Raw genomic sequence first — 26,577 nt, forward strand, 5'->3', positions numbered from 1 at the left:
GTGCGAAAGCCAACCAGCAGCGGCTGGTTGGCTTAAACGTTCAGACAATTTTATTTCATCCTTCACAAAATGGCTAGTAAGTAACGAGAGAAACGACTTCCATATCGCCAAGCTTCTCGCGGCCTGTCAAATAAGACAGCTCGATAAGAAAGGCCGAACCAACAATTTCCCCGCCAAGCTGGCGAATCAAATTAATGGAAGTTGCGATCGTGCCGCCTGTTGCAAGCAGATCATCAGCAATCAGTACGCGCTGCCCCGGCTGGATGGAGTCTGTATGCATAGCGAGTACATCTTTGCCATACTCCAGGTCATAGCTTGCTTCAATGGTTTCGCCGGGCAGCTTGCCGCTTTTGCGAATAGGCGCAAAGCCTACGCCGAGTGCAAGGGCAAGCGGAGCGCCAATAACGAAGCCGCGCGCTTCTGGTCCGGCAACGACATCGATCTTCAAATGCTCAACCGCTTTGCGCATTTCTTCAATGGCAGCTCGGTATGCCGGGCCATCCTTCAGCAAAGTAGTAATATCCTTGAAGCGAATGCCTGGCTGTGGGAAATCGGGAATGACCCGAATGTAATCTTTAAAATTAATTTGTGACACGCTCATCAATTATTCGTCCCTTCTGTCTGTCGCCAATCTGGTGCTGTCAAACCAATATTTTAGCTGCAAAGAGTGGAGATTGCAATTGTTCTGCTTTACTTTTTGCCTCCTGATAGGCAGTCGCTGTACTTAACTCCCGCTTCTCTGGCGCTTCTGCAACGATCGCCAAACCATCCTCGATGCGGATAAACGAAAGCTCGATAAACACGCGCAGCATAACCTCGGTCATTTCCTGCGGCCAGCCGCTCAGCTCCGCCAAGCGCTTCGCAAGCCCTTCAAGCGGTGCCTGCTTCATTCTACGCAGCAGTTGATACACTTGACCGAAATGCTCACGCTCAGGAAACTTTGCATACGCGCCGCCGCTGAACAGGTCATGTATATGTAGCTGCGGCTTGCGCTGACCGTTCCATTCATTGATGGACAGCTCGCCTACCAGATCGACAGGACTGCTCGCCAGCAGCCGGTCGGCAATAGCTCCCATGCTGAAGCCTACCGCTTCCAGTACAGCTTGCCCGCTTTTCACGGTCAGCTTAAGATGCTTCGCTTCCTTGCCCATCGTTCGCTTGTCTGCAAGCGCTGCTCCCTGAAAGAGCAAGCGTGGCGATGGATTGCCGGCCCCGAACGGCTCCAGCTGTGCTAGCTCATTAATCGTTTGCAGATTAGCTTCTTCAACCCTGCACTCTAGATCAATGCCCGTTTTTGGAATCCAATCCTGCTCGCTGAGCCATTCCAAAGCAAGCTTCCCCAGCTGGCGTTCAAACTCAGCCAGCTGGTCACGATGCAGGCTCATGCCTGCCGCCGCCTGATGGCCCCCGTAATGGTCCAGCAGCTCATCGCAGGCGGTAAGTGCTGCATGCAGGTCGTAGCCGTCAATGGAGCGCGCAGAGCCCTTGCACATGCCGCTCTCCCCATCAATACCGAGAATAATTACAGGCTTGTAATGGCGCTCCAGCAGCTTGGAAGCCACAATGCCGATAACGCCAACATTCCAGCCTTCTCCTGCCAGTACAATAACCGCCGGTTCCGCCTCGCCCGCATTTGCAGCCTGCGCTCGCTTCTGTGCCCACTGCTCCTCCGCTTCCTTGACGATGCCTTCCACGATGCGCTGCCGCTCGCGGTTGAGCATATCGAGCGAAGTTGCTGCCAATATAGCCTCGTCGTAGTTGTCGCTTATAAGCAGCTCGACAGCGCGCCGCGCATGATCGAGCCGACCAGCGGCATTAATGCGCGGCGCCATCCCGAAAGCGACGGTAGTAGAAGTAACCGCCGGAAGCTCGATGCCCGTCGACTCAGCCAGCGCTAGAAATCCGGTATTCGTCGTCTGGCGAAGCCTTTCCAGCCCGCTTTTGACTAAAATCCGGTTTTCGCCAGTTAAAGGCATTAAATCAGCTATCGTTCCCAGACAGACAATGTCTGTCAGCTCCATTGGCGGGCGTTCCAGCAGCGCTTGCGCCAGTTTGAATGCGACGCCTACGCCTGCCAGCCCTTCAAAAGGATAAGTGCAATCATGCCGCTTTGGGTTAACGACGGCGCAGGCATCCGGAATACGTGCCGGAGGCTCGTGATGGTCGGTGACAACGACATCAAGCCCAAGCTCCTTGGCGTAGGCAATTTCATCGTAGGCGCTAATGCCGGTGTCGACCGTCACAATTAAGCGGACGCCCTCAGCAGCCGCCTTCTCCAGCGCCACCTTGTTTAACCCATAACCTTCTAGTGCCCGATGAGGAATATAATAATCAAAATGAAGGCCGAGCTCGCGAAACACATGTACGAGCAGTGAAGTGCTGGATACGCCGTCGGCATCATAATCGCCATAAATACGTATCTTTTCGCCAGCTGAGGCCGCCTCCCGAATACGGGTGACAGCCTCCCTCATATCTTTCAGCAAATACGGGTCATGCAAATGCTCAGAGCCGCCTCTTAAAAACTGCTCCGCCTGTGCGATCTCCTTGTAGCCGCGCTGCACCAAAAGCTTGGCGGCAAGCGGCGACAGGCTAAGAGCTGTCGAAAGCTCCTTCGCCGCCGCTTCTGCCTGCTCGTCCCAAGGTGCAAGATTCCAACGTGTTTTTGCTTGAATCACGCCGACTTCAACTCCTTTCTGCCGCGCTGCGCTATTGCAGCAGCGTAGGCATATGTTCCTGATTCGGATCGTGATTGGATTTATAAGGATAACCTGGGTCATAAGGCTCGACATGAATCGTGGCGTCCGTAAGGTGGGTAAAGCGTGTCAACAGCAGTCGTTTCACCCTTTTCGCCACTTCATGCCCTTCAAGCACAGTCACGCGCGGATTAACGCTAATAACCGCCTCCGCAACGACGTAATGGCCCCGCTCTCGAGCGTGCAGCGACTGTACGGTGACGACGCCTTCCACCCGTTGAACGAGCTGCATGAGCTCCTCGGTATTTTCGCTATATACTTCTGCGGCAGCTTCCTCTCTATGAGGGGAAGGCACAATAATGCGATAGCCGCCGTTCATGACGATAACCGAAATGACGATTGCAGCTGCCGAGTCAAAATAATAAAGCACCGGAAGCGAAATCAGCTTGCCCAACCACGCGGCTCCCGCACCAATGAACACAGCAAGTGTCGCATACAAGCTGCTGCCATGCTCCCTCTGTTTCCAAATGAGCTCCTTCATGAGCAGGCAGCCGGCCAAAACGACAAGCGCACTCCAATGAGGCGGCTTGCTAATGCCCTCCGCGATGTCCCGAACAGCCGAAATGCCAATTTCCAAGCCAATAAGGAGCAAGGCTGCTGCTAAAACGACATTCATGACGGTTTCTGTCTTCCGTGTTTCCTTATGCTTTATGGCAGCAGCGCTGCCGGAAGGGGCTTCGCCGCCACTTTCACTACGCTGCGAAACGACCTTTTCCGCAAAAATAGCCGCCGCTTCAGCTGCCGATCGGCAACCATCCGCAAGCAATGCTTTGCTGCCGGACAGCCAGCCTGCTGCCCCTTTCAACAACGCCAACGCCGCATTACCCCAAATTCCTGACCAGCTGGCCGGCTCTGCTTTTGTATATCGTTGGTTCATTGTCATGACTGCCTCCTCCTACGCTGTTAGACCGCAGTCTTGGCAGGCTGCTTTGCTTTAGGCTTTTGTTTGCTTTTAAGAAGAAGCCAGAGCGGGCTCGCAATACAGATCGACGAGTATGCACCGCTTGTCAGACCGATAATTTTCGCCAAGGCGAACAGCTTGATCGACTCGCTTCCGAAAAGGAATAAACAAACCGCGATAACGAGTACGGCCAACACCGTATAAATGTTCCGCGCCATCGTCTGCCAGAGGCTCTGATTGACCATATCTGCGAGTTGATCACGCGTTTTCAGCTTGCCAAAACGAAGATTTTCACGAATCCGGTCGAAAATAACGATTTTATCATTAATCGAATAACCGATTGTCGTCAATACTGCGGCGATAAACGGCAGATCGACTTCCAGACGGAAAATGGAAAACACAGCGACAACGACAAAAGCGTCATACAAAATCGCAATGTTCGCTGCTAGCGCAAAGCGCCATTCGAAACGGATCATCACATATATCATAATCGCAATACTCGCAATGATAACCGCATAAATCGTCTTGAAGCCAAGCTCGCGCGCCATATCCGGGGATACAACACTGACCTCTGCCGATACTTGATCGCCAAATTTGGCTTTAAACGCATTTTGAATTTCTGTCACTTTCGCTTGCTCCAATACTTCGTCAAAACGGGCAGAAACGCGATCTCCGTTCGTGCCACCAACCGTCGGTGTAACGTTCGTAATGCCAGTTGTGGCCAAAACTTCCTTCGCTTCCGCCTGGGTAAGGGCTTTGCCGACTACGATATCCATATTCGTACCCGCTTTAAAATCGACGCCATAGTTCAGGTTGAACAGGAAAAGCGAAATAATCCCTATAACGGTTAAAATGATGGAAGCCATGAAAAACTTTTTGCTATGCTTGATAAAGTCAAAATGCACCGTTGTTTTAAAGTTCACGGATGTCCGCCTCCTTCACGCCGAAATAGCTAGGTTTAGTAAACAGGTTGCTGCGAATCAGCAAATGAATCAGCAGGCGGGAGAAGAAGATGTTTGTAACGATACTGACCAAAATACTCAAAATCATCGTCAGTGCAAAACCTCTGATTGCACCGTTTCCGATGTAATAAAGCACGCCGCAAGAGATCATGTTTGTAATGTTCGCATCCATAATCGTACGGAACGAGTTTTTGGAACCCGCTTTAAGCGAGGAAAGCAAGCTTTTGCCGCTGCGGATTTCCTCTTTAATCCGTTCGTACATAATGATATTTGCGTCAACCGCCATCCCGATTCCAAGTACAAATGCGGCAATGCCCGGGAGCGTCAACGTAACATTCAGCATCTCGAATACGAGGACCAGCAACCAAGTAAATGTAATGACCGTAATACCTGCTACAACGCCCGGAATACGGAACAAAATAATCAGGAACACCAAAATAATCGCCGAGCCGATAAGGCCGGCACGAACGGTGTCTTCAAGCGACTGTTGTCCAAGTTTTGCGCCCACGCTTTGCGTGTATTTCTCAGTCAGCTTAAGCGGGAGTGCTCCCAAATTAATCGTGTCTTTCAAGTTATTGGCTTCATCAAGCGTGAAGTTGCCGCTAATTTGCGCGCTTCCGCCACTGATGGGCTGGTTGACGTTCGGATTCGACAGCATTTCATCATCGAGATAAATCGCAAGCGTCTTGCCAGTCAGTCTTCTCGTAACATCTTCAAATTTCTTCGCATCTTTCAGCTTAATCGAAACGACCGGATTATTCAGCGAATCATATTCGACCGTAGCTGCATTTTGCACAAAATCATCACCTTGAAGCTCTACCGTGCCATCTGGCGCTTTGAACGTCAAATTAACCGGCTTCTTGATGATGTCTCTTACTTCATCCTCATTGGTCACGCCAGCAAGCCTGACGCGAATGCGGTTCGTTCCTTCTGTCGTAATCTCCGGCTCGGAAATACCGATCTTGTCGGCACGAGCCTCAAGGCTTTTCGCCGTATCCTTCAGCAAAGTAGGCGTTACTTTATCGCCGGCCGTAAGCGGTTCTGCTTCATAAAGCACCTCGAATCCGCCCTTCAAATCAAGGCCTAGCCGAATGCCGTTTACCAGCGATGGGCTCGTCCAAGCGATCACGCCAAACATGATGACAACGATCCCAAGGAAGGCAAATAATCTTTTCCCGTTCATATTTCCTAAGTCCCCCTTATGATCTCAATATTCCTATTATACTTGCGAGCAATTTTCGAGTCAAAAAAAAGAAACCATTCCCTTAGAAATGGGTTCCCCGGTAGGCGCTAATCGTCAAAAAGTTCATAAAGCTCGTCACCTTCAGCGATAAAATGTCGTTGACCAGCTTGTGCAGCTCCGGCTGCCCGCTTTTTTTATAACCCGCGCTTACGCATGCCCAAATGTCTTTGCCACTTGCATGTTCATAGCCAATAAGCTGAAACTCCTCTGCCTTGCTGTTGCACAGCTGTTCAATTACCTGAGCCAGGTCCTGTTCCTCCATAGCCGCGCCTCCCGTACTTTTTGCCTTGATTGCTACTATTCGCTGCCCCTTGCACATATTCCTGCACATAAAGCGATGTTCATTATCCATTCATGATTCGGACATGCCGTGCATAACTATGATACTGCAACAATACGGCTAATGGAATGAGGGGCGAGTATGACCAAGCAAACGTTTATAAAAGGGGCCATGATTTTACTTGCAGCAGGCGTCATCAATCGAATTCTCGGCTTCGTCCCGCGCATCGCGCTGCCGCGCATTATAGGCGCCGAAGGCGTGGGGCTGTACCAGCTGAGCTATCCATTTTTGGCCGTCATGCTGACAATTATTACCGGCGGCATTCCGCTCGCCGTTGCCAAATGGATTGCCGAAGCCCAGTCAAACGGAGATGAGGGAAGGGTCCGCCATATTTTTCGCAGTGCTCTGCTGCTTACGATTTTTCTTGCCATCACGCTGACCAGCCTGCTGCTGCTGTTCTCGCCTTGGATAACCGCGCATTTGCTGCCGGACAAGCGTGTGCAGCGCACATTTCTGTTCATGACTCCGATGCTTCTGATCGTCGGGATTTCATCTGTATTTCGCGGCTACTTTCAGGGCAAGCAAAATATGATTCCCTCCGCCGCATCCCAAATTGTGGAGACGGTGCTGCGGATTATTTTCTCGCTTGGCTTCGCGATGCTTCTCATGCCCAAAGGGCTGGAATGGGCAGCGGCTGGTGCCATGCTTGGCGTCGTGGTCGGAGAAATCGGCGGCCTTGCCGTCCTGCTGTGGAAATATGCGAGGGAAAAAAGGACTCCCGCTATGCTGGCTGAGGCAAGCAAGCCAACTACAGCTGCTGATAGGGGACCCATTATGGGCAAGCTGCTTAGCCTGTCCATACCCGTAACAGCCAGCCGCCTTGTCGGCTCGCTCTCCTATTTGCTCGAATCCATTTTCACCGCTCGCAGTCTTGCTACGGCTGGTATTGCTACAGGCATTGCTACGGCGCAATACGGGGCGCTGCAAGGAATGGTCATACCGCTCATCCTGCTGCCAACCGCTTTGACCTATTCCCTCGCCTCTTCGCTTATTCCGTCGCTTGCTGAAGCCGCGTCACGCGGCGATATGGCTACGATTCATAAGCGCTTGCACCAATCGATGAGGCTGGCGCTAGTCGCCGGAGCACCTTTCGTCGTCATTCTTGGCCTATTCGCCGAGCCGATCTGCCGGATGCTGTACAACCACAGCGAAATTGCTCCGATGCTGCAGCTGCTTGCTCCTGTCGGCCTTTTTATTTATTTGCAGGCTCCACTGCAGGCGACTCTTCAGGCACTCGATAAACCGGGCAAAGCGCTTATGAACACGTTTATAGGGGCTGCTATTAAGCTGGTCCTCATTATTTATCTCGCCTCCAAGCCCGAATTCGGCATATATGGCGCTTTAATTGCAATTAATTTGAATATCGTGCTAGTCACTGCGCTGCATGGCATTAGCGTCCTCAAGCTGATTGGCTTCCGGATGAAGCTGCGCGATTTTATGAAGGTCATCTCTGCTATGGTGGTGATGGGGGCCGCAGCACGCTTCGTTATGAATCGTGAGCCGCTGGCTGCGGAATGGGTGAATTTGCTTGTTGCCTGTGCATCCGGGGCAATTGTATATTTGGCACTCATGGTATGGACAAACATTATTGACCGGCATGATCTCACCCGCTTGCCCAAAATCGGCCATTGGTTTTCAAGAACCTAGACCAAAACCTGCGATCATGTCTTAATAAATTCGTACCGTTAAAAAAAGCCGCGAGCGGTTTGGGATATATTTGCTCCCAAACTACTTTCGTGGCTTTTTCGTTTTATCCAAAAACAGCTTGCCTTTATGGTCTATTGTACAAAGGAATACTTCCTTAAAGTCGGTTACCCCTTCATCCTGCAGCACATTTTTCAACCAAAAACGGGTTTTCTCCAGCTTCTCCAAGTTTTCATCCTGTACTTTGCCATCCATAATAAGCGGAATAGGCAAAATCTCAAAACGATATTTTGGGGGAATGACTTTAGCATTTTGCTGCATAGACAGCTTGCCCGCCAAATCCGAATGATGCTCAGCCCTACTGCCTTCTTCCGCCTGCTGCTGCAGCTCGCGTTCACCCCTGCTCAATTGCTCCTCCACATTCAAACGCTCTTCCGCTATCTCTTCCGGGGATCCTTCTGTACTTTTAGGAATGACCGACAGCTTGCCGCTCGTTTCCAAAATCGCAAATTCCACATCCGAGATTCTGGTAATTTGATTTTCTCTAAGCTGGAGCATAAAATCATCCAGATTATAGCGCTGCTTGCGCATGACATCGCGATTCAACTTACCCTTCGCCATAATAATGCTTGGCTTCCCGTCAAATAGCTGCCGCAGCTTGCGATTTTTAAGCGCCACAAAAGCCATTCCCACCTGCACTAGCATTAAAATAACCATCGGCACAATGCCTTCCCACATCGTTCGATCCAAATCCTCTATAACGATCACAGCTATTTCGGCAATCATAACCGAGATAACGAGGTCAAAAACCGACAGCTTTCCGATTTCCCGTTTTCCCATAAACCGCATGATGAGAAATACGATGAAATAAATCAATATGGTACGCAGCACAAGGGTCAGAAATTCCAAGTGATCCCGCCTCCTTCATCGCTCGCGCCTGCTGCATTTTGGCCTGAGCGGTCTGTACACGTATTCTCACCTGCCGCCATCTCCCTCATACGAAATGGTCAGGCACGAATTTATGGTAAAGGCGGGAAAACATAAAATTAAGGGATCAGAATAAAATACACATATGCCGAAGAGACGAGCAGCGACATAAGCGCGATTGGCGCACCTACTTTAAGAAAGGCTCTAAAATGAAAGCTTTTGCCTTCCTGCAGAGCAAGGCCTGCGGCAATTACGTTTGCGGAAGCACCAATGAGCGTACCGTTGCTGCCGAGATTTGCGCCAAGCGACAGCGACCACCACAGCGGCTCCATTTGACCCGCGCTCAGTCCCAGCTCAGCACCCATCGCTTGAATAACTGGAACCATTGCCGCTACAAACGGCACATTATCCATCGTAGCGGAGGCTACACCGGAAATCCACAATAGCAGCAATGACGCTATATCAACATTTCCGGAAGTCATTTGCAGCACAATCAAAGCGATTTGGTTTGTCCAATTCGTTGCTGAAAGTCCCGCTACCATAATAAATAAGCCAATAAAAAATAATATCGTACCCCAATCCACCATGCGGAAGGCAATTTCTGCTTCCTTGCGCTTCAAACCTATGACCATAAGCAGGGCCGCACTGCCAAGCGCGATAGCCGCCGGCTCTATGCCTAATGCCGAATGGAGTGTAAAGGCAATAATGGTTAGCAAAAATACGATGACCGATTTGATCATCAGCGGGCGATTTTTAATGTAGGAGCTGGCGGAAAGCTTCATCAGCTCGCTAACTTCTTTGCTTTTATGCGTAGGCTTAAAATGCTTGCGGTAAACAAACAAAAACAAGCCAATTGTAACAAGCAAAATAAACAACGATACGGGTCCTAAATGGACGATAAAGGCATTAAACGTCAACTGCTTGTTGGCAGCGCCAATAATCATATTAACCGGGTCACCGATTAAAGTAGCTGCACCACCAATGTTGGAAGCCGCAATTTCTGCAAAAATAAACGGGTAGGGATTCAGCTTCAGTAATTTCGTAATCGACATCGTTACCGGAATAACGAGCAGCATAATCGTTACGTTGTCCAAAAATGCTGAGCTAATGCCGGTTAAGGCAATGAGCAGGATAAATATTTTCCACGAGCTACCTTTGACCCCCTGGGCCAGCTTAATCGCTATGTATGGGATGATGCCTGCCCGGTTCAAAATGCCGACAAGCAGCATCATGCCAATGAGCAGCATAATAACATGCCAGCCGACCGCCTCCGTAAATGCATACCGCAAATCCAATATGCCCAGCACCAATATGAGAAATGCGCCTGCAAGCGCCGCCACTGCCCGATTGATTTTATCCGTAATGACAAAGGCATAGGTTACCAAAAAAATAACTGCTACCGCGATAACCTGCCAAGCCGCCGGATTGTAAAGCATTCCTGCTGCCTTGGTTTCCATCTCGCTTCACCCTTTCTTAAAATATAAGCATTTATAAGTTTTCTCTTATAAATGGGCTTATATTTCCCGGACTGAAACGCGCCGCGCCGCCAAAGGACGGCGATAGCCGTTTCACCTTATCCCTCACATTATACGTAATTGAATAGAATTTCGTCCACCCTCCCGCTTGCCTGTACTATTCCGCAGAGCCTGGCCATATGGTTTAAGTAAAAGGAATTTAAAGGAGGAAAACGATGAATCCCATTAAACATGTTCCGCGGCCTCCCCAGATCGCTTCCCCTATACTGGCGGGTCTCCTGTATGCCATCATTTGGCTTGCTTTAGGTGCATTGCTGCTCTCGCTTTTGCTGCATTTTGGAAATATGAAGGAAAGCAGCCTGCCTGCCTTTGCAACGTGTATTCACGGCATGTCCGCTTTTGCGGGCGGATTAACGTCCGGCAAGCGATCCGGCATGAAGGGCTGGTATCAGGGCGGTTTGCTTGGACTGCTCTATGGCTTGACCATATTGTTAATTGGCTTTCTGGCTGCCGATGCCGGATTTTCTCTGCATACCGCCCTTGTACTTGGCATTACTTTGCTGCTTGGTGCTTTTGGGGGCGTTATTGGCGTCAATCTTAAAAAGTAATTCGGCAGCCGGCATCATTTTCAGACGGCATAGAAGCGCTAACGGGGAAAAATAGAAGCGGCTTAGCCTAATGAAGGCTTCTACATACTCATATAAAAAAGCCTGCGCCTAGAAGGATTAACCTTCAAGGCGCAGGCTTTTTGGAGCTATTCAACTAATCTTTCGAAATCGTAGGCGCACTGCTAACGACCGAGCTAATAGCGCTGCGTTCAAACGTCAGCTTAACCGTATCATTGACGCGAAGTACGACTGTGTCATCCGTCAATTCCGTGATTGTACCGTGCATACCGCCGATTGTTGAAATTTTATCGCCTTTTTTCAATTGCGACAACAGCGCTGTACGCTGCTTTTGTTTCTTCTGTTGCGGACGAATAAGCAAGAAATAGAACACAGCAAACATAAGTAGTATTGGCCATGCCATGCCCCAAATGCTATTCGCTGGCGCTCCAGCTGCATCTGCTAACCATAGTGACATTGAAATCCCCCCTTTCTAAAATCCCTTATCGTTATCCCGCAACCCATAGCTGTCAAAAAACTCATCGCGAAAATCAAGGAGCCGATCTTCGGTAATCGCCTGACGCACATCCCTCATGAGTTGAAGCAGGAAATGTAGATTATGATAAGTCGTCAATCTCATACCGAATGTTTCATCGGCCTTCATCAAATGGCGAATATACGCGCGTGAATAATTCGTGCATGTGTAGCAAGAGCATTTCGGATCAAGTGGACCAAAATCCTCTGCATACTTGGCATTGCGAATAACGAGTCTTCCCTCGCTTGTCATCGTTGTTCCGTTGCGTGCAATTCTCGTAGGAAGCACACAGTCGAACATATCAATGCCGCGAATGGAGCCTTCCAGCAGCGCATCGGGCGAACCAACTCCCATTAAATACCTTGGCTTGCCGGTTGGAAGCAGCGGTACCGTATACTCAAGTGCTTGATACATCAAGTGTTTCGGCTCACCGACACTTAGTCCTCCAATAGCATACCCCGGGAAATCCATGGAAGTCAAATCTTTCGCGCTCTGGATGCGCAGGTCCTCGTACATGCCTCCTTGAACGATTGCAAACAGCCCTTGATCATGAGGACGCGCATGGGATTCGAGGCAGCGCTCCGCCCAGCGTGTCGTGCGCTCAAGCGACTGTTTCACATAAGCATGCTCAGCTGGGTATGGCGGGCATTCGTCAAATGCCATCATAATATCCGAGCCGAGCGCATTTTGAATTTCCATTGCCTTCTCCGGCGACAAAAACATCTTATCCCCATTCAGATGGGAGCGGAACTGGACGCCTTCTTCCGTAATTTTACGCATCTCGCTCAAGCTGAACACCTGAAAACCGCCGCTGTCAGTCAAAATCGGACGGTCCCAGTTCATAAACTTATGCAATCCGCCTGCACGCTTAATCAAATCATGTCCGGGGCGCAAAAACAGATGGTACGTGTTGCTCAAAATAATATGGGCATCCATCGTTTTCAGCTCTTCCGGGCTCATCGTCTTTACCGTCGCCTGGGTTCCCACCGGCATAAAAGCTGGCGTCTCAATAACGCCATGGGGCGTATGGACGCGGCCAAGCCGCGCTCCAGACTGCTTGCACACTTTTAACAATTCATAGGTTACAGCCACAATTCACGCTTCCTGTCTTCTTTAATTTTGTCGCTCTACTATTAATAAATAAACATCGCATCGCCGAAGCTAAAAAAGCGGTATTCCTCACGAATCGCTTCCGCATAAGCACCCATAACCGCATCGCGCCCAGCAAGCGCGCTGACGAGCATAACCAGCGTCGACTTGGGCAAATGGAAATTGGTTAGCAGCGCATTAACCAGCTTGAAGGAGTAGCCCGGAAAAATAAAAATATCAGTCCAGCCGCTGCATGCCTGGATCGCTTCCTTCTCAAAGCGCGCCGCAACGGTTTCCAGCGTCCTTGCAGAGGTTGTCCCTACAGCAACGATGCGTGCGCCCTCAGCCTTCGCCTGATTCAGCAGCGCCGCGGTCTCCTCGCTAAGCTCGTAATATTCTGAATGCATGACATGCTCTTCCACTACGTCTACCGACATCGGCCGAAACGTTCCGAGCCCTACATGCAGCGTCACATAAGCAATGCGCACACCTTTATCCGCAAGCTGCTGCAAAAAGTCTGCTGTAAAATGCAATCCAGCCGTCGGGGCTGCCGCCGAGCCATCATGCTTGGCATAAACGGTCTGGTAGCGCTCACGCTCCTTCAGACGTTCCCGAATGTAAGGCGGGAGCGGCATTTCGCCAAGCCGCTCCAGCAGCTCCTGAAAAATGCCCGTATAGGCAAACCGGATCGTACGGCCGCCCATATCGCCTTCCTCTTCGACAAAAGCACGAAGCAAGGGCTCTCCGCTGCCGTCATCGCCAAACCATACCTCAGCGCCGATCTTCATGCGTTTGGCCGGCTTCGCGAGCGCCTCCCAGCGGTCACCTTCCAGCTGCTTGAGCAGCAGCAGCTCGATCTTCGCCCCCGTATCCGCCTTTGCGCCAATTAAACGAGCAGGCAGTACCCTGGTGTCATTAAGCACCAGCACATCGCCGGCATGCAAATGCTGTGCCAGATCGGTGAAGCTTTCATGATTCACCGCGCCATTGCTGCGATCCAGCGTTAAAAGCCTCGATGAAGTGCGCTGCTGCAGCGGGGTCTGAGCAATTAAATGCTCCGGCAGTTCAAAATCAAACATTTCTACGTTCATCTGTCAGTCATCATTCCTTAGCGATAGTTACATCATTATAATAGTATTTCAGAATATAAGAGTAGTCATACCCTTGCTCGGCAAGGCCAAGCGCCCCATACTGGGACAAACCGATGCCATGACCGAAGCCTGTACCGATGAAACGGAAGCTCGGCGTCTTCGTCGCTTCACGAACCTTGCCTTTGCTGCCCATAATATATAGCTTGGCATCCATTTGCTTCACTTCGCCGCCTGCCCCAATCGTGTAGATCGCACCTGCACTCTCAGGCTTTGTTGTCGTTTTCTTATTCGCTCCAAGTACGTTCACGCGTGCTGTCTCGTCAATTTGGAACAAGGTGCTCGGCAGGCTTCCCAGCGCCGTCCGCAGCATATCCGGATATTTGACCTCCAGCTTTTTGCCATTCGCCAGCATTTCCGTAGCGCGACCCGATTGTCCTGTCTTGCTCACTTGGAGCGAAGTAATTGGACCGGCTATCGTGGTGACGCTCTTGAGTGAAGCAACCAGCTCCTCTGAGCTGAAAGGGCCTCGTACCCAAGACATCGGACCCGATTGCACCGATTTTTCCAAGACGACTACCTTTGCACCCGAATTGACTTCGCCAACCAACGGCACATCATCTTGGATGAGTGGTATTTTCCGCACCTTTACGCCGTCCGTATTCACCTTCATCAGCTTAATTCCTGCGGGATTCGTTTCGCTTGTTGCCGTAAGCAAATCTTCGCGAATATAACCGGTCAAGCCGCTTGGGAGCACGACGCGGTACCAGCTGTACAGCCCTTTTTCCGCCGAGCTGTCCGTTGGACTTTTGACACTTGTTAAATAAGGAACGGCATTGCCCCATACTTCCTTCGCATCCGCTGTAGCCCCGCCGCCATTGGAGGAATAAAGCGCCTCAACCAGCTTGCCTTTATAGAGCACAACCTCGCCTTGCGTCGCGTCTACCGCTTGAATCGTGGATTGCTTCTCCGTGCTTGTTCCCGCATAGGCTTGGCTGCTCACACTATCGACTACATGGGCGATTTGAAAGCCCGTGCCTTGATAGAGCGCATACGTTCTAGCGGCTACTGCCTGAGCCTTCAAAGCCTCCTGTGGCCAAGTCGCAACCATTTCCGCGCCTACAACCGAATACAAATACTGCTCAAACGGAAGTTCATTTACGACTGCAAGCTTGCCATTAAAATCACTGAACTCAAACGCACCGCGATACGTACGGCTGTAACGCTCCGTCAGCTTTATCGTTTCTTTGCCTGCCGGCTCGACCCATACTTTGGCACTTGTTACAGGGAACGTATACATCGTAAGCGGACTTCCCGACTTGCCTGTCAGCGTATGGTCGTTCTTCAGCAGCAAATAAGGCGATTTGGCGTCAGCCTGCAGCAGGCTGACGCCAGATGCTCCAGTCGCCACCTTGATGAGGTCTAGATCAGCACTGCTGGCAGCAGCACCTACCATCACCGAATAACGCAGTCCGCTTGCTGGCTTGCGCACAGCGATATACGTATCAATTCCCGCTGCCTCAAATGATGACGATGCCTTAACAGCCTCAGCTTTAGAAGCATAGCCTGTGCTTTCCAGATGAAGCGGCCCCTGCAGCTCCGGCTGGGAACCGCTGGACAGTTTCGTTATCTCGCTGTCTGACTTCCATTTGCTTAGCGCTGTTTTCGCTTCTTCAACGGTTTTGTAAGTACCTTCTGTTACTTGATACACCGTCTTGCTTTTCTTCGTTAAGGAAGTAATAAAACCGCTGCCCTTCGCCGTCTGCACTCTTTTATAAGCGCTAAGAGCCGTGTCGAAGCTGGTCGTTTCCAGCACTTTGACCTTATAATCGTCCTTGGCAAAGCGGGCCTGTGCATTTCCTGCCTCCAGCAGCCATTCCTCCGTGCCGGACGGCTGCTTCATGCCAATGGACAAGCCGCCCGCCGAGCTGAGAGTAGCCGCAGCCGTATTCACCTGATATTTCCCCGGAAATTGCAAAAATATAGCGACTCTTATCGAATCAAGCTGAGGTACGGCTCCTTGAGAAGGCTGTACATGCCACATCGAAATGAGCAATAGCCCAGCTAAAGTTAGAAGCGACAGCCGTCTGATTGAAAAGCGGGCTTTCATCTCACCTTCCCCTTTCTGGATGATTATTGTTCTGCCTTGGCGGCTTCCATTCGCAGCCATCCACCGAGCAGCTTTGCTCTGTTCTGCCAAACCATTCGTAACGTCGGCCCGCAATAATGCGATAAATAGCATCTGCTATTCGCCGCATGCCTGGTATCCTGTACAACAGGGCGAGTGCTCCCAGCCCTTTAACCGTGCGCAGCACGCGTATAACGCCGTCTGCGCCGGCATATAACATGCCATTGCTGTCCGCAACATGCATTTTCTCATAAAGCTGCTGCGTGCTCACCTTCTGAATACCGGGAACGCTCACCGTTCCCGGCTCTTCCAATTGCTGAATTTGTACAAATTGCAAATGGGCCCGCGACGGAAGCTCCTTGAGCCTTGCAACCGTCGCGATACAGAGATTGCACTCGCCATCATAGACGACAAACAGCTTTTCTGCTGAATGCTTCCCCGAGCCAGCCATTCTAATTTCTCTCCGGGTAAGGAATGCCTAAATGGCGATACGCCTGCTCGGTCGCCATACGTCCGCGCGGCGTACGCTGGAGAAAGCCAATCTGCATTAAATATGGCTCATACACATCTTCTATCGTCTGGCTTTCCTCGCCAATTGTAGCCGCGATTGTATCCAGGCCTACTGGACGCCCGGCAAATGTCGTCATCATCGCATGCAGCATTTTATGGTCGATGCTGTCCAGTCCCATCGGATCAACCTGCAGAAGCTCCAGCGCAGAGCTTGCTATTTCATCTGTTATAATGCCATCGCCACGCACCTGGGCAAAATCCCTTACCCGCTTGAGCAGGCGGTTGGCAATCCGCGGTGTTCCACGAGAGCGCAGCGCAATTTCCTGAGACGCTTCGCCTACGATGGAAATATCGAAAATTTCCGCCGAGCGCGAAATAATATAAGCAAGCTCATCAACCGTATAAAACTCCAGCCGACTGATGACGCCGAAGCGATCCCTCAGCGGAGCGGAAAGCAGCCCCGCCCTTGTCGTCGCGCCAATTAATGTAAAAGGCGGCAAATCAAGCCGTACGGATCTTGCGCTTGGGCCTTTGCCAATCATAATGTCGAGCGCGTAATCCTCCATTGCCGGGTAAAGCACTTCCTCCACTGTACGGTGCAGCCTATGGATTTCATCGATAAACAGCACATCGCCCTCCTGCAAATTCGTCAGCAGGGCAGCGAGATCGCCTGGGCGCTCAATAGCTGGTCCCGATGTCGTTCGCAGGTTTACGCCAAGCTCATTGGCGATAATGTTCGACAGCGTTGTTTTTCCAAGTCCGGGCGGCCCGTAAAGCAATACATGATCGAGCGCTTCCTTGCGAAGCTTTGCCGCGTCTATGTATACTTTCAGATTTTCCTTCGCCTTCGATTGACCGATATATTCAGCCAAATAACGAGGACGCAGACTTAGCTCCACCGCCTGATCATCCATCATAAGGTTGGCGGAAATAATTCTTTCGTCCATCCGTGCTCAGCTCCTTTTCGTCAACCTTTAAACAGCTGCTGCAAAGCGCGCTTCATGAGGGAATCGACCGTCTCCTCTGGAATTACCGTCTGCTGCAAGCCATGCCAAGCCCGGTCCAGCTCCGCAGCTGTATAACCGAGCGCCGCAAGCGCCTCGCGCGCTTCTTCCCAAGCCGTTCCTGCTCCCTGGCCGCTGCCGCTTTGGAATAAATCGGGCTCCAGGTAAGCGCCCGCCGCCGACAGCACTGCCGCATCGCTTGCGATGCCTGCAAGCTTGTCCTTCAGATCCAAAATCATCCGCTGCGCCGTCTTCTTGCCAATGCCCGGAAGCTTCGTAAGAAACGTAATGTTTTCCTGCTGAATGGCAGCAATAACCGTTTCCGGCTTGCCCCCTGCGAGTATGCCCAGCGCCACGCGCGGACCAATACCCGATACTTCCAGCAGCTTGCGGAACAGCGTCTGTTCCTCGCGCGTTGCAAACCCGTACAGCAAAATCGCATCCTCGCGTACGGAATGATGAATATATAGGGTTGCAGGCTCTTCCTTTTTCGCTAACGCATAGGGATTTGGCGTAAACACCCGGTAACCGACATCTCGTACATCCAGCACCACATACTCCAGCTCAACATGGGACACTATACCTCGTAAAAAATCAATCATGATCGTCCCGCCTCGTTTATTTTTTGGACTAAAACTGCCGAATGGGCATGGCAAATGGCCACTGCCAGCGCATCCGCCACATCATCGGGCTTCGGAATAGCCGATAAATTCAGGAACATCTTGACCATCTCCTGCACTTGGCGCTTCTCCGCCTTGCCATAGCCTACAACAGCCTGCTTAACTTGCAGCGGCGTATATTCCGCAACCGGAAGCCCGCGCTGCGCCGCCGCCAAAATAATAACACCCCGCGCTTGACCTACCGCGAACGCCGTTGATACGTTCCGGTTGAAGAACAGCTTCTCCACCGCAACCGAATCGGGCTTATACTTATCCATTAGGGCAACAGCCGAATCATAAATTTGAATGAGCCGCTCCTCGGGCGGCGTATGCGCCTCCGTCTGAATACAGCCATACTGAACGGGCTTAAGCTTATGACCCTGTTTATCGATGAAACCAAAACCCGCTATCGCAATACCGGGATCTATGCCAAGAACGCGCAAACCGCCAACTCCTTATTCCTGCCGTTTATTTCTCCTATTATACCAAAAGACAGATAGGATGAGAACATGCGTTTGAGGAAAGTGTCGAGGAACCTTCGCTTTTCTTTGCACCATCATTCATTATACAACAAGAAGAGGACGTCCTCTATAAGAACGTCCTCTTAACTGCTATTTTCATCTAATAAGCTAATCGTTTAGCGGATTTGCCATGTCCCAGCTCATAGTCGCTAAACGTAGACAGCACGCTGTTAAATTCATCGATGTCATTAATTTTAATCCCATGCGTCAGCAGCTCTACTTTATCGCGGGGCAAGCTGCTTTCCAAATAACGAATATCCAGTTGAAAAAAAGTTCTCAGCACCTTCTCCTGCTGGGGAGCCCCCTCAAACAGCGATAAATTCCCCTGCCTGTCCACGCCCATATACGCTTCATTCTGACAATGCTTCGAAAACTCATCCACCGTCTGCTCCACCAGCACCCGGTTCTTCGTTTTATCGAAGGTGGCATGCCACCCGCTATTTGCCTCCAGAAGCCGGATTAGCTGGAGGGAGGTCATGCGGCCAAGCGGCCTGCTTTCCTCACCGCATAAATAGTAGCGGCGCAGCATGACGCTGACTGGCTCCTGCTGCTCCCGCAGCTCGCGCAGCAGCTCAACAGAAGGGCCGCTGACGGCTCCTGCACTAGATACTGCTCCTACGACGGGCTTAGCAGCAGACGCTGAATCGGCGAAATTGGCGACGGCGCTTGTCATGTGGACGGCCGCGGCCGCTGTCGCAGGATGCCAGACAGTACCCGCTAGCGTTACGACGAGCAAAGCGATACTGCCTAGCGTCCAAAGCGGACGGCGGCGAAGCTTTCTTTTTAGCTGCTTCCATAAGCTCATTAGCATCATGTTTAAACCCCTTTGTGCCTTTTTATTGCATAGGGTTCCACTGAGTTTCCAATATTATGCGCGTACGAGAAACACCGGGGGCGAGCTAGCTTTTTACAAGCTCATTCGGCAGCTTCTTCTTCGCGTATTCAGCAGAGCTAGCATCCACACGCTCCTCTAGTGTCGCAAATAAAGCACGGGTGTACGGATGCTTAAGCCGACCTTCCTCCCATTCGCTAAACGTTTCCACGATTTCGCCCTGATACATGACGGAGATCCGGTCGCACAGCTGACGGGCAAGCGCCAAATCATGCGTAATGAACAAGTAGGTCAGCTCTTGCTGCCGCTGAATTTGCTGGAGCATCGCTACGATAGAAGTCTGCGATAAAGGATCGAGACTGGCTAACGACTCGTCGAAAATAATCACTTCCGGGCGCACCGCCAGCGCTCTCGCCATGCATACGCGCTGCTTCTGCCCGCCGCTTAGCTGATGCGGCAGCTTGTCCAGAAAGCTCTCGTCCAGTCCAACCGCGCGTATGAGCTGTTCGCTCAAAACACGAATTTCCAGCGGGCGCTTCGCTCCAAAATTGCGCATTGGCTCTGCCAGCACCTCCTTAACAGGCATCCGGGGATGCAAGGAGGATGCAGAGTCCTGAAGGACAAGCTGCATGCTTTTGTATACCTGCAAATCCTTCATATGATGTCCATGAATAGACTGTCCGCCGAGCAAAATTTGCCCGGAGCTTAGCGTTTCAAGCTTCATGATGAGCCTTGCTAATGTACTTTTCCCACTGCCGCTTTCCCCAACAAGCCCAAGCGTTTCCCCGCGACGAAGCGTCAGATCAACCTGCTTCACGGCTTGAACGGCCGTGATGCCGTCCTTCGCCTTAAGCCCTCTTCGCTTTCTCAGCAGCCGCAGCGGAAACGCCTTGGTCACTTGACGCAATTCTAGCACGATCATAGGACGCTTCCTTTCGTCTGGACTGAAGCCATCCCGTCCGGCTGCATCGAGATGACACGATCCGCGAATTTGCGGACGCTTTGCTCGTCATGCGAAATGAGCAGCACCGTCAGGCCAAAATCCGCCTGCAGCTGCTTCAGCAAAGCTAATACCCGGTCGCGATTGAGTGCATCCAGCGCCGTCGTTGGCTCATCGGCAATAAACAGCGTCGGCTCTGTACTCAGCATCATTGCAAGCAGCACCCTTTGCCGCATGCCTCCGCTTAGCTCAAAAGGGTATGCGTCCAAAATCGCTGCCGGGTCCGCAAAGCCAATCCGTTCCAGCAGCGCGCCTAAATACGATTCTTTTTCTTTGCGCGGTCGCTTCGCTTGCAGCTTCAACGTCTCGACCATCTGCCTGCGCACCGTGCGGATCGGATCCAGGCCGCTCAGCGAATGCTGAATAAGAAGGGCGATTTCCTCGCGGCGAAGCTGCTGCAAGCGACGCTCATTATAACGGGAAATATCCTCCCCCTTATAAAAAATATGCCCGCCTGTCAGGCGCAGCCCGGTTTCCAGCAGCCCGACAAGCGCATGGGCGGTCATGCTTTTGCCGCAGCCGCTTGGCCCAACAAGCACAGCCATTTCACCGGCATGAAGCTCCAAGGATACATTTTGGATGATAGGCAGCCATTTTCCAGCTTGCTGCCGGGAAATTTCTATATTTTGAACGCAGAGCAGCGGGGTATCGCTAAGGTTCGCGCTGTTGTTAATGGTGGTACTGTTCGCTGCCATCTTACACCTCTTTCGGAACGTCAGCGTTCTGCCCTTTAAACCGATCGCCAATTAATTGGCATGATAACACGAAGCTCACGATCGCAAGCCCCGGAAAAATCATGACATGCGGCGCCAGCTGAAAATAACGTGTAGCATCATGCAGCATGACGCCCCATTCAGGAGTTGGCGGCTGCACGCCCAGCCCGAGGAAGGATAGCCCGGCGATGAGCAGCACGATTTTTCCAATGTCCAGCGTACTAAATACAGCGATTGGCGCAGCAATTTGCGGTAAAATATAATGGCGCATAATCCGCAAATGCGAATTGCCGGACATGCGGGCTGTAATCAAATAATCCTCCTTGCTCACCTTAAGCACGAGCCCCCGGATAAGCCTGACATAATTGGCCCACCTCACAATGACAATCGCAATGATCATATTTGTAAACCCGGGTCCGAGAATGCCCACAATAGCAATCGTCAACACAAAATCAGGAAAAGCGAGCGTGCCGTCCATCAGCCGCATAAAAAAATGATCGGTGCGCCCGCCAAAATAGCCTGTTAACAGCCCAATCGGCAAGCTAATGCATAAGCTCATTCCCAAAATGACAAAAGCAATCGTAACCGTCGTCCGAATCCCATATAAAATACGCGATAAAATGCAGCGCCCCAAATGATCGGTGCCAAAAGGATATTCGCCGCTCGGCGACAGAAGCCGATTCGGCAGATTCACCTGAAGCGGATTATGAGGCGCGAGCCACGGGGCAAGCAAGCCCAGCAGCACAATACTTGCAAACAGGCCGATGCCAAGCAGCAAGCTTGTATTCTTTTTTTGAAAAAGGGTCCGCATAAAAAAGGGTTCCTCCTAGCTTGCCCGCAGCCGCGGGTCCAAGCGCACATAAAAAACTTCCACCGCCAAATGGATTGTGACAAACAAGAAGGAGGTGAATACGACATAACCTTGAATGACCGGATAATCCCGCGCCGTTATCGCTTCAATAATATATTTGCCTACACCGGGCCAGGAAAAGATCGTCTCAACGATCACATTGCCTCCCAGCATAAAAGCAAAGCTTGTACCCAGCATCGATAAGATCGGCAAAAAGGCATGCTTGAACACTTGGAAAATGAATATTCGTCCTTTGGACAAGCCTCTCGCACGCGATGCTTTGACGAAGTTCTGGTTGTTCATCTCCAGCATATTCGTCCGCAAAACCCGGGCATAAACTGCGCCGAGCCCTAGACCAAGCGTAACCGCCGGCATGAGGAGATGAACAAAGCCCCCGCGTCCCATGGAAGGCAGCCAGCCCAGACGGACCGAGAAAAAATAAATCAATAAAAAACCGAGCCAAAAGGAGGGGATCGAGGCGCCAAGCAGCGCAAGAATTCGGCCCATCCGGTCCAGCAGCCCTGTTGAAAAGATTGCGGTCACCATGCCAATGAGGCATGTTGCCAGCAGCATGACAAATGCGCCAGCAGAAGCAAGCTCCAGTGTGGCGGGCAGCCTTTTGAGCAGTTCTCCGGCAACCGGCTCCTTGGACATATAAGATGTCCCCCACTGCCATGTAAATACATCGCCTAGCCAGCCTATATATTGACTCCACAAGGAATCCGTCAGTCCCATTTCCTCCCGGAGCGCGTCAATCGCCTCCTGCGAGGCCGGGATATTATGCGTGGTCAGCAAAATTCTCGCTGGATCGCCTGGAGACACCCTCATTAATATGAAGGTAAGCGTCGCTACGCAAAAAATGACGAGCAGCATTTGCGCGACGCGTTCGAGCCAAAAACGAAGCATACTTAAGTTCACCCTTTACTTAAGGGATATCGACTTCAGCCGTCACATAATAATATTCGATTGGATGTGGTAGGAAGCCCGTTACCCCTTTTTTCACGCCAAATACATTGTCAGGATGTACGATAAACGACTGCGGCAAATCAGCATTAATAATGTCTTGGGCCTGTATCGCAAGCGCATAACGCGCTTCGGTATCTGCCGTATCGTTAAGCTTATTGATTACCGTCTCAAGCGGCTTTGATTCATAATGACTGACGTTCGATTCGCTAGCAGATTGATAGAAAATGTTCAAGAAATATTGCGGATTGCCCGTGTGCGCCGTCAGCATGCTGTACATAGCAAGGTCCCAATCGGACTTGGCAAGCTCAGCATCAATATTTTCAACCTTGCGTATTTTCACGGTAATGCCTTCATTAAGCAGTTGATTCTGAATAACCTCTGCCATAACCGACAGCTCTGGGCGGTGCGGGAACGTAAGGAGCGTCGCCTCGAACGGCTTGCCGCCCTTCTCCCACATGCCCGCCGCATTTTTCTGCCAGCCCCCAGCGGTCAGCAATTGCTCCGTCGTTTCCCCTGCTGCTTGCTCCGCCACTTTGCCGAATGGCAAAATTTCCGGGAACGGGCTTTTCGCTTTCGTGCCGTAACCACGCATAACCGATTCAATAATCGCCTCGCGCGGAATCGCTTGATCTACAACCTCGCGGTTCGCTTTTTCTTTAAACAATGGAGAATTCATATTAAATAATACCATATGTGTACGAACCGATGGGGCAGACAGCACTTCCAGCTTGCTGTCCTTCTCAACCAGCTCAATGCTGTCAATCGGAATGTCCGTTGCGACATCTACTTCACCTGCTTGCAGCGCCATCAGACGCGTGTTGCCATCGGTCACAAACTTCATCGTCACTTCTGCAAGCTTTGCGGGTTTTCCCCAATAGCCATCATAACGCTCAACAACAAGAGAAACGTCTTTCGTAAACTGCTTGATTTTGAAAGCTCCTGTCATGGCCGGGTAGCTGCCCGCTTCCTCCATGCTGTCAACATCAAGAATAATCGTGCTTGGATCAGCCAAGCTGGAAATGATCGCCGAGTTCGGCTGTGTCGTAATTATTTTTAGCTCGTCTGGTGCAAGCACTTCAATATCTTTAACCAGCAGCAAATCCTTCGCCAAATGGCTGCTTTCAATGGAACGCAGCAGCGACGCTTTCACGCTTTCAGCATCCATCTTTTTGCCGTCGTGGAACGTTACGCCAGTTTCCAGCTTGAACGTCCACGTGTTAGCATCCTCCTGCTTCCACTCCTTCGCAAGCCAAGCGGATGGCTGCAGCTGCTCATTCAATTTAATCAGCGTTTCCCCTGCACCCGAGCGCATAACATCCCAGCTGTCATCGCCATGCGGATCAACACCTGCAGGGTTCCAAGTGTAAGCCATTATCAGTTTTTTATTAGCGGCAGCAGCGTTGTTCTCCGAGGCAGCATTCGTGCCTTTCGCTGCGTTTTGAACAGTATTCGTGCTGCATCCTGCAAGGACCAGCATCAAGCAAACGATCATCATTCCAAGTGACAAGCTAAGTGGCTTCTTCGTGTTATTCATTTTTCTTTTGTCTCCCCTTCTAGTAAGCGTAAACGGCCGAAAGCCGTCCTGTGGCGGTAAAGCTACCGTTTCGCGTAGAAATATAGAGAAAGGATAGAAAAATCATATCCTTTCCTATATTAAAAAAAAGCATCCCCGACCCTTAAGAAAGCAGTCAGAAATGCTTTTATGTTAAATAACTAAATCTTATCTGCGTCTGCTCTTGATGGAGCAACAAATAATCGTTAGACATTTTGCAATAAATTTGCATAACCAACCACCTCCCTAAGCACCGTAGGTCAAACAGTGATGTTAAAACAGGCAGGTCTCCTGACTTGGGGCCTCCCTCTCTTCCTTCCCAGCTAGGGCGAGCATGTGCTATTCGTCTTGCGACGAAAAGAAGCTCATTAGCCAGTGGCTTATTTGAGAGGGGAGCGCAGCCTGTGTAAGCTGCTGCCCTTTACAGTGGCGGGTCCGTGTCGGCCTTTAACCGAACTTCCCTTTTAAGCGAACGAAGACATATAAGTTCCAGTCAACATTTCGCACCTATTTTCATTCAAGTATGAAGTTTTGCAGGCTCATAAGCCCGTCCTGTCCGTAATCCATTCTTAATCATAGGGAGGAAGCGAGGATCTGTCAATGGCTTAAAAAGAAAATGAAAGTGTTTTCAATATAAAACTTTCATATTTTTCCCAGTAATGATATATTAAAATCACTTCACCCATGATGAGCTTATTTATTAAGTTAGTCCAATAGATAACCTAATCAAATAGAAAAGGAATGATCACAGTGACGGTGAAAATCCTTCCAGTTGAAGAAAAGCAAATTATTGATTCATATTGGTTTTACAGTGATTTTTATTCTATTATCTCTCGTGTAGACTCGGAAAAATTGTGGTTTATGAATAATTATATTAATTTATTCGATATTCCTGATCCAAACCAATTATATACCTTTTTCTTCAACGGTTATTATAGAGATAAAATGGTTGAGTTTTATGACTGCCCTTTTATTGATTTTCAGCGGATAGCGTTAGACAGGCAAAGCTCAACAATATTAAATAACGACCTGTTTGATTTTATAAAAGCATCGATTGATGGTGGTTATTATGTAATCGTTATGATCGACCGTTTTCATATAAAAGAGTATGAAATACCTGCGAAATCACCACATGAAGTCATGATAAATGGGTATGATGATGCAAATAAAAAGCTGTATTTTTGTGACAATAATGCCAATGGAAAATATTCAACGAGTATAACCTGTGATTATGAAGCTTTTCATAAGGCTTTTCATGTTTTAGAAATCGATGCCCATGACTTTAAGAACCATCTTTATTTATTGAAACCACTCGAAAATAACGACTATACTTTTTCTCTAAAATATGTGAAAAACACGATGAAAGCCTATCTCATGTCTAAGGCACATACGGATGAATTTTACAACGAAGCTTTAGGCACACCCGGGCTAACCTTCGGCATTAATGTATACGACAAGGCCTCCGATTATTTGAAATATTTGGCTCAAGAGGAGGTTATATTTGATATTAGGTCGTTCCATCTGCTTTACGACCATAAGAAATGTATGACTATGCGATTAGACTACATGATTAATAACAAGCATTTGATTGATGATAATCAAATTTTGAGCAGATGGAGAAAGCTGGAGGCGGCTGTGCAAGCTGTAAGAAATTCCATTTTAAAATATTGGCTTACTCGAAGCTCAGATGCTTTGTACAAGCAAATGGAGCAATTGTATAAATTAAAGGAAATGGAAATGGTTTTGCTGCAGGAGATTGTGGATCAGTTGAAAGATGGTTAGAGGTTAGTTTAAGGAGTGCTGCCCTACAGTGAATACGTTTCAAAATACAATGAAACAAGCTGGCTCCGGTTCAATACCGAAGTCAGCTTGTTGGGTAAGGGTTTCTTGATCGTCTCCCATCTGGGGTCTTGACCAGGAAAGACAGGATCCTTTAATCCATTTTTAACGGCTAATCCATGGGCTGCTGTTTTGCTTGCTCGTTCTTGAACGAGGGGCAACAGTGCGAATAACCGCTTTTTTATTGGATTTGCGCTGCGTATTGTTCTTGCCGTTTTTCACATCGATCGTCGTTGTTTCTTTTACTTGCTCATCCTCCTCGCGCTTATCCTTGCAGCCACAATTGCATGGTTTTTGTGTCTCAACTCCTGCGGTTTGCATAGGATAATATCCGTACGGCGGGAACGGAGGAAATGCTGAGACGGGATTGCCGTTGCAGTTGTTGCTGATTGGCGACACCATTCCACCATAACCATAGCCCTGCGTGCTTGCTGGCGATAC

At 50.1% G+C, this 26,577-nt stretch carries 26 protein-coding genes and 1 riboswitch; of the genes, 3 read left to right on the forward strand and 23 right to left on the reverse strand.

Features of this window, described 5'->3' with window-relative positions; all coding sequences use genetic code 11:
• Positions 1 to 73: 73 nt before the first annotated feature.
• From ABEW34_RS28240 to ABEW34_RS28265, 6 genes are all read right to left on the reverse strand, one after another.
• Positions 74 to 586 (reverse strand): adenine phosphoribosyltransferase, encoded by a 513-nt coding sequence (locus tag ABEW34_RS28240; RefSeq protein ID WP_430164048.1) that lies wholly within the window; start codon positions 584 to 586, stop codon positions 74 to 76.
• A 55-nt stretch (positions 587 to 641) separates the two neighbouring features.
• Complete coding sequence (recJ, locus tag ABEW34_RS28245; protein ID WP_430163992.1) at positions 642 to 2,675, reverse strand: single-stranded-DNA-specific exonuclease RecJ; 2,034 nt, start codon at positions 2,673 to 2,675, stop codon at positions 642 to 644.
• Between the two features lie 31 nt (positions 2,676 to 2,706).
• Positions 2,707 to 3,636 (reverse strand): cation diffusion facilitator family transporter, encoded by a 930-nt coding sequence (locus ABEW34_RS28250; protein WP_430163994.1) that lies wholly within the window; start codon positions 3,634 to 3,636, stop codon positions 2,707 to 2,709.
• Positions 3,637 to 3,656: 20 nt separating this feature from the next.
• Positions 3,657 to 4,577: a protein translocase subunit SecF gene (gene secF, locus ABEW34_RS28255; RefSeq protein ID WP_430163997.1), complete on the reverse strand. Its 921-nt coding sequence runs from the start codon at positions 4,575 to 4,577 to the stop codon at positions 3,657 to 3,659.
• Positions 4,567 to 5,799 (reverse strand): protein translocase subunit SecD, encoded by a 1,233-nt coding sequence (secD, locus tag ABEW34_RS28260; RefSeq protein ID WP_430164000.1) that lies wholly within the window; start codon positions 5,797 to 5,799, stop codon positions 4,567 to 4,569. Before secD ends, secF begins: the two co-directional genes overlap by 11 nt.
• 82 nt (positions 5,800 to 5,881) lie before the next feature.
• Positions 5,882 to 6,121 carry a post-transcriptional regulator gene (locus ABEW34_RS28265; RefSeq protein WP_099521265.1) on the reverse strand — a complete coding sequence of 80 codons (240 nt, stop codon included), beginning with the start codon at positions 6,119 to 6,121 and terminating at the stop codon, positions 5,882 to 5,884.
• 159 nt (positions 6,122 to 6,280) lie between these two features.
• Between ABEW34_RS28265 and spoVB the strand changes: the two genes are divergently transcribed.
• Complete coding sequence (spoVB, locus tag ABEW34_RS28270) at positions 6,281 to 7,846, forward strand: stage V sporulation protein B (protein WP_430164003.1); 1,566 nt, start codon at positions 6,281 to 6,283, stop codon at positions 7,844 to 7,846.
• An 81-nt stretch (positions 7,847 to 7,927) separates the two neighbouring features.
• Here spoVB and ABEW34_RS28275 read toward each other — a convergent pair whose 3' ends face one another.
• A complete protein-coding gene (locus ABEW34_RS28275) occupies positions 7,928 to 8,692 on the reverse strand; it encodes a DUF421 domain-containing protein (protein ID WP_430164051.1) in 765 nt (254 codons plus the stop codon).
• A 197-nt stretch (positions 8,693 to 8,889) separates the two neighbouring features.
• Complete coding sequence (locus tag ABEW34_RS28280; protein ID WP_430164006.1) at positions 8,890 to 10,227, reverse strand: SLC13 family permease; 1,338 nt, start codon at positions 10,225 to 10,227, stop codon at positions 8,890 to 8,892.
• A 233-nt stretch (positions 10,228 to 10,460) separates the two neighbouring features.
• On the opposite strand from ABEW34_RS28280, the gene ABEW34_RS28285 reads away from it, so the two are divergent.
• The gene (locus tag ABEW34_RS28285) at positions 10,461 to 10,853 is read left to right on the forward strand and encodes a TIGR04086 family membrane protein (protein ID WP_430164008.1); all 393 of its coding nucleotides are present in this window, start codon (positions 10,461 to 10,463) and stop codon (positions 10,851 to 10,853) included.
• A 154-nt stretch (positions 10,854 to 11,007) separates the two neighbouring features.
• Here ABEW34_RS28285 and yajC read toward each other — a convergent pair whose 3' ends face one another.
• From yajC to ABEW34_RS28355, 14 genes are all read right to left on the reverse strand, one after another.
• Positions 11,008 to 11,328 (reverse strand): preprotein translocase subunit YajC, encoded by a 321-nt coding sequence (gene yajC, locus ABEW34_RS28290; protein ID WP_056039968.1) that lies wholly within the window; start codon positions 11,326 to 11,328, stop codon positions 11,008 to 11,010.
• Between the two features lie 15 nt (positions 11,329 to 11,343).
• A complete protein-coding gene (gene tgt / locus ABEW34_RS28295) occupies positions 11,344 to 12,480 on the reverse strand; it encodes a tRNA guanosine(34) transglycosylase Tgt (protein WP_430164054.1) in 1,137 nt (378 codons plus the stop codon).
• 38 nt (positions 12,481 to 12,518) lie between these two features.
• Positions 12,519 to 13,565: a tRNA preQ1(34) S-adenosylmethionine ribosyltransferase-isomerase QueA gene (gene queA / locus ABEW34_RS28300; RefSeq protein ID WP_430164011.1), complete on the reverse strand. Its 1,047-nt coding sequence runs from the start codon at positions 13,563 to 13,565 to the stop codon at positions 12,519 to 12,521.
• Between the two features lie 10 nt (positions 13,566 to 13,575).
• On the reverse strand, positions 13,576 to 15,672 hold the full coding sequence (locus ABEW34_RS28305) for a SpoIID/LytB domain-containing protein (protein WP_430164014.1): 2,097 nt from the start codon (positions 15,670 to 15,672) through the stop codon (positions 13,576 to 13,578).
• Between the two features lies 1 nt (position 15,673).
• The gene (locus tag ABEW34_RS28310; RefSeq protein WP_430164016.1) at positions 15,674 to 16,141 is read right to left on the reverse strand and encodes a thiol-disulfide oxidoreductase DCC family protein; all 468 of its coding nucleotides are present in this window, start codon (positions 16,139 to 16,141) and stop codon (positions 15,674 to 15,676) included.
• A 1-nt stretch (position 16,142) separates the two neighbouring features.
• Entirely contained in the window at positions 16,143 to 17,147 is a 1,005-nt protein-coding gene (ruvB, locus tag ABEW34_RS28315; RefSeq protein ID WP_430164019.1) for a Holliday junction branch migration DNA helicase RuvB, read from the reverse strand.
• A 20-nt stretch (positions 17,148 to 17,167) separates the two neighbouring features.
• Positions 17,168 to 17,806 (reverse strand): Holliday junction branch migration protein RuvA, encoded by a 639-nt coding sequence (ruvA, locus tag ABEW34_RS28320; protein ID WP_430164022.1) that lies wholly within the window; start codon positions 17,804 to 17,806, stop codon positions 17,168 to 17,170.
• Positions 17,803 to 18,306: a crossover junction endodeoxyribonuclease RuvC gene (gene ruvC / locus ABEW34_RS28325; protein ID WP_046229358.1), complete on the reverse strand. Its 504-nt coding sequence runs from the start codon at positions 18,304 to 18,306 to the stop codon at positions 17,803 to 17,805. Before ruvC ends, ruvA begins: the two co-directional genes overlap by 4 nt.
• Before the next feature lie 178 nt (positions 18,307 to 18,484).
• The gene (locus tag ABEW34_RS28330) at positions 18,485 to 19,198 is read right to left on the reverse strand and encodes a BofC C-terminal domain-containing protein (protein WP_430164025.1); all 714 of its coding nucleotides are present in this window, start codon (positions 19,196 to 19,198) and stop codon (positions 18,485 to 18,487) included.
• Positions 19,199 to 19,283: 85 nt separating this feature from the next.
• Positions 19,284 to 20,138, reverse strand: coding sequence for an ABC transporter ATP-binding protein (locus ABEW34_RS28335; protein ID WP_430164028.1), 855 nt, complete (start codon positions 20,136 to 20,138; stop codon positions 19,284 to 19,286).
• Positions 20,135 to 20,911, reverse strand: a complete 777-nt coding sequence (locus ABEW34_RS28340) for an ATP-binding cassette domain-containing protein (RefSeq protein ID WP_430164031.1) — start codon at positions 20,909 to 20,911, stop codon at positions 20,135 to 20,137. The genes ABEW34_RS28335 and ABEW34_RS28340 overlap by 4 nt, the downstream gene beginning before the upstream one ends.
• A gap of 1 nt (position 20,912) precedes the next feature.
• A complete protein-coding gene (gene nikC / locus ABEW34_RS28345) occupies positions 20,913 to 21,740 on the reverse strand; it encodes a nickel transporter permease (RefSeq protein WP_430164034.1) in 828 nt (275 codons plus the stop codon).
• Positions 21,741 to 21,755: 15 nt separating this feature from the next.
• Positions 21,756 to 22,685 carry a nickel ABC transporter permease gene (nikB, locus tag ABEW34_RS28350; protein ID WP_430164037.1) on the reverse strand — a complete coding sequence of 310 codons (930 nt, stop codon included), beginning with the start codon at positions 22,683 to 22,685 and terminating at the stop codon, positions 21,756 to 21,758.
• A 19-nt stretch (positions 22,686 to 22,704) separates the two neighbouring features.
• Complete coding sequence (locus ABEW34_RS28355) at positions 22,705 to 24,279, reverse strand: ABC transporter substrate-binding protein (protein ID WP_430164039.1); 1,575 nt, start codon at positions 24,277 to 24,279, stop codon at positions 22,705 to 22,707.
• A 282-nt stretch (positions 24,280 to 24,561) separates the two neighbouring features.
• Positions 24,562 to 24,823: riboswitch (cobalamin riboswitch) on the reverse strand.
• 224 nt (positions 24,824 to 25,047) lie between these two features.
• Between ABEW34_RS28355 and ABEW34_RS28360 the strand changes: the two genes are divergently transcribed.
• Positions 25,048 to 26,079: a hypothetical protein gene (locus tag ABEW34_RS28360; RefSeq protein ID WP_430164042.1), complete on the forward strand. Its 1,032-nt coding sequence runs from the start codon at positions 25,048 to 25,050 to the stop codon at positions 26,077 to 26,079.
• Between the two features lie 162 nt (positions 26,080 to 26,241).
• Here ABEW34_RS28360 and ABEW34_RS28365 read toward each other — a convergent pair.
• The coding region (locus tag ABEW34_RS28365; protein ID WP_430164045.1) for a hypothetical protein at positions 26,242 to 26,577 on the reverse strand (336 nt) is incomplete at its 5' end.

This window comes from Paenibacillus algorifonticola (assembly GCF_050481745.1).
In the GTDB taxonomy this organism is placed as follows: Bacteria; Bacillota; Bacilli; order Paenibacillales; family Paenibacillaceae; genus Pristimantibacillus; species Pristimantibacillus algorifonticola_A.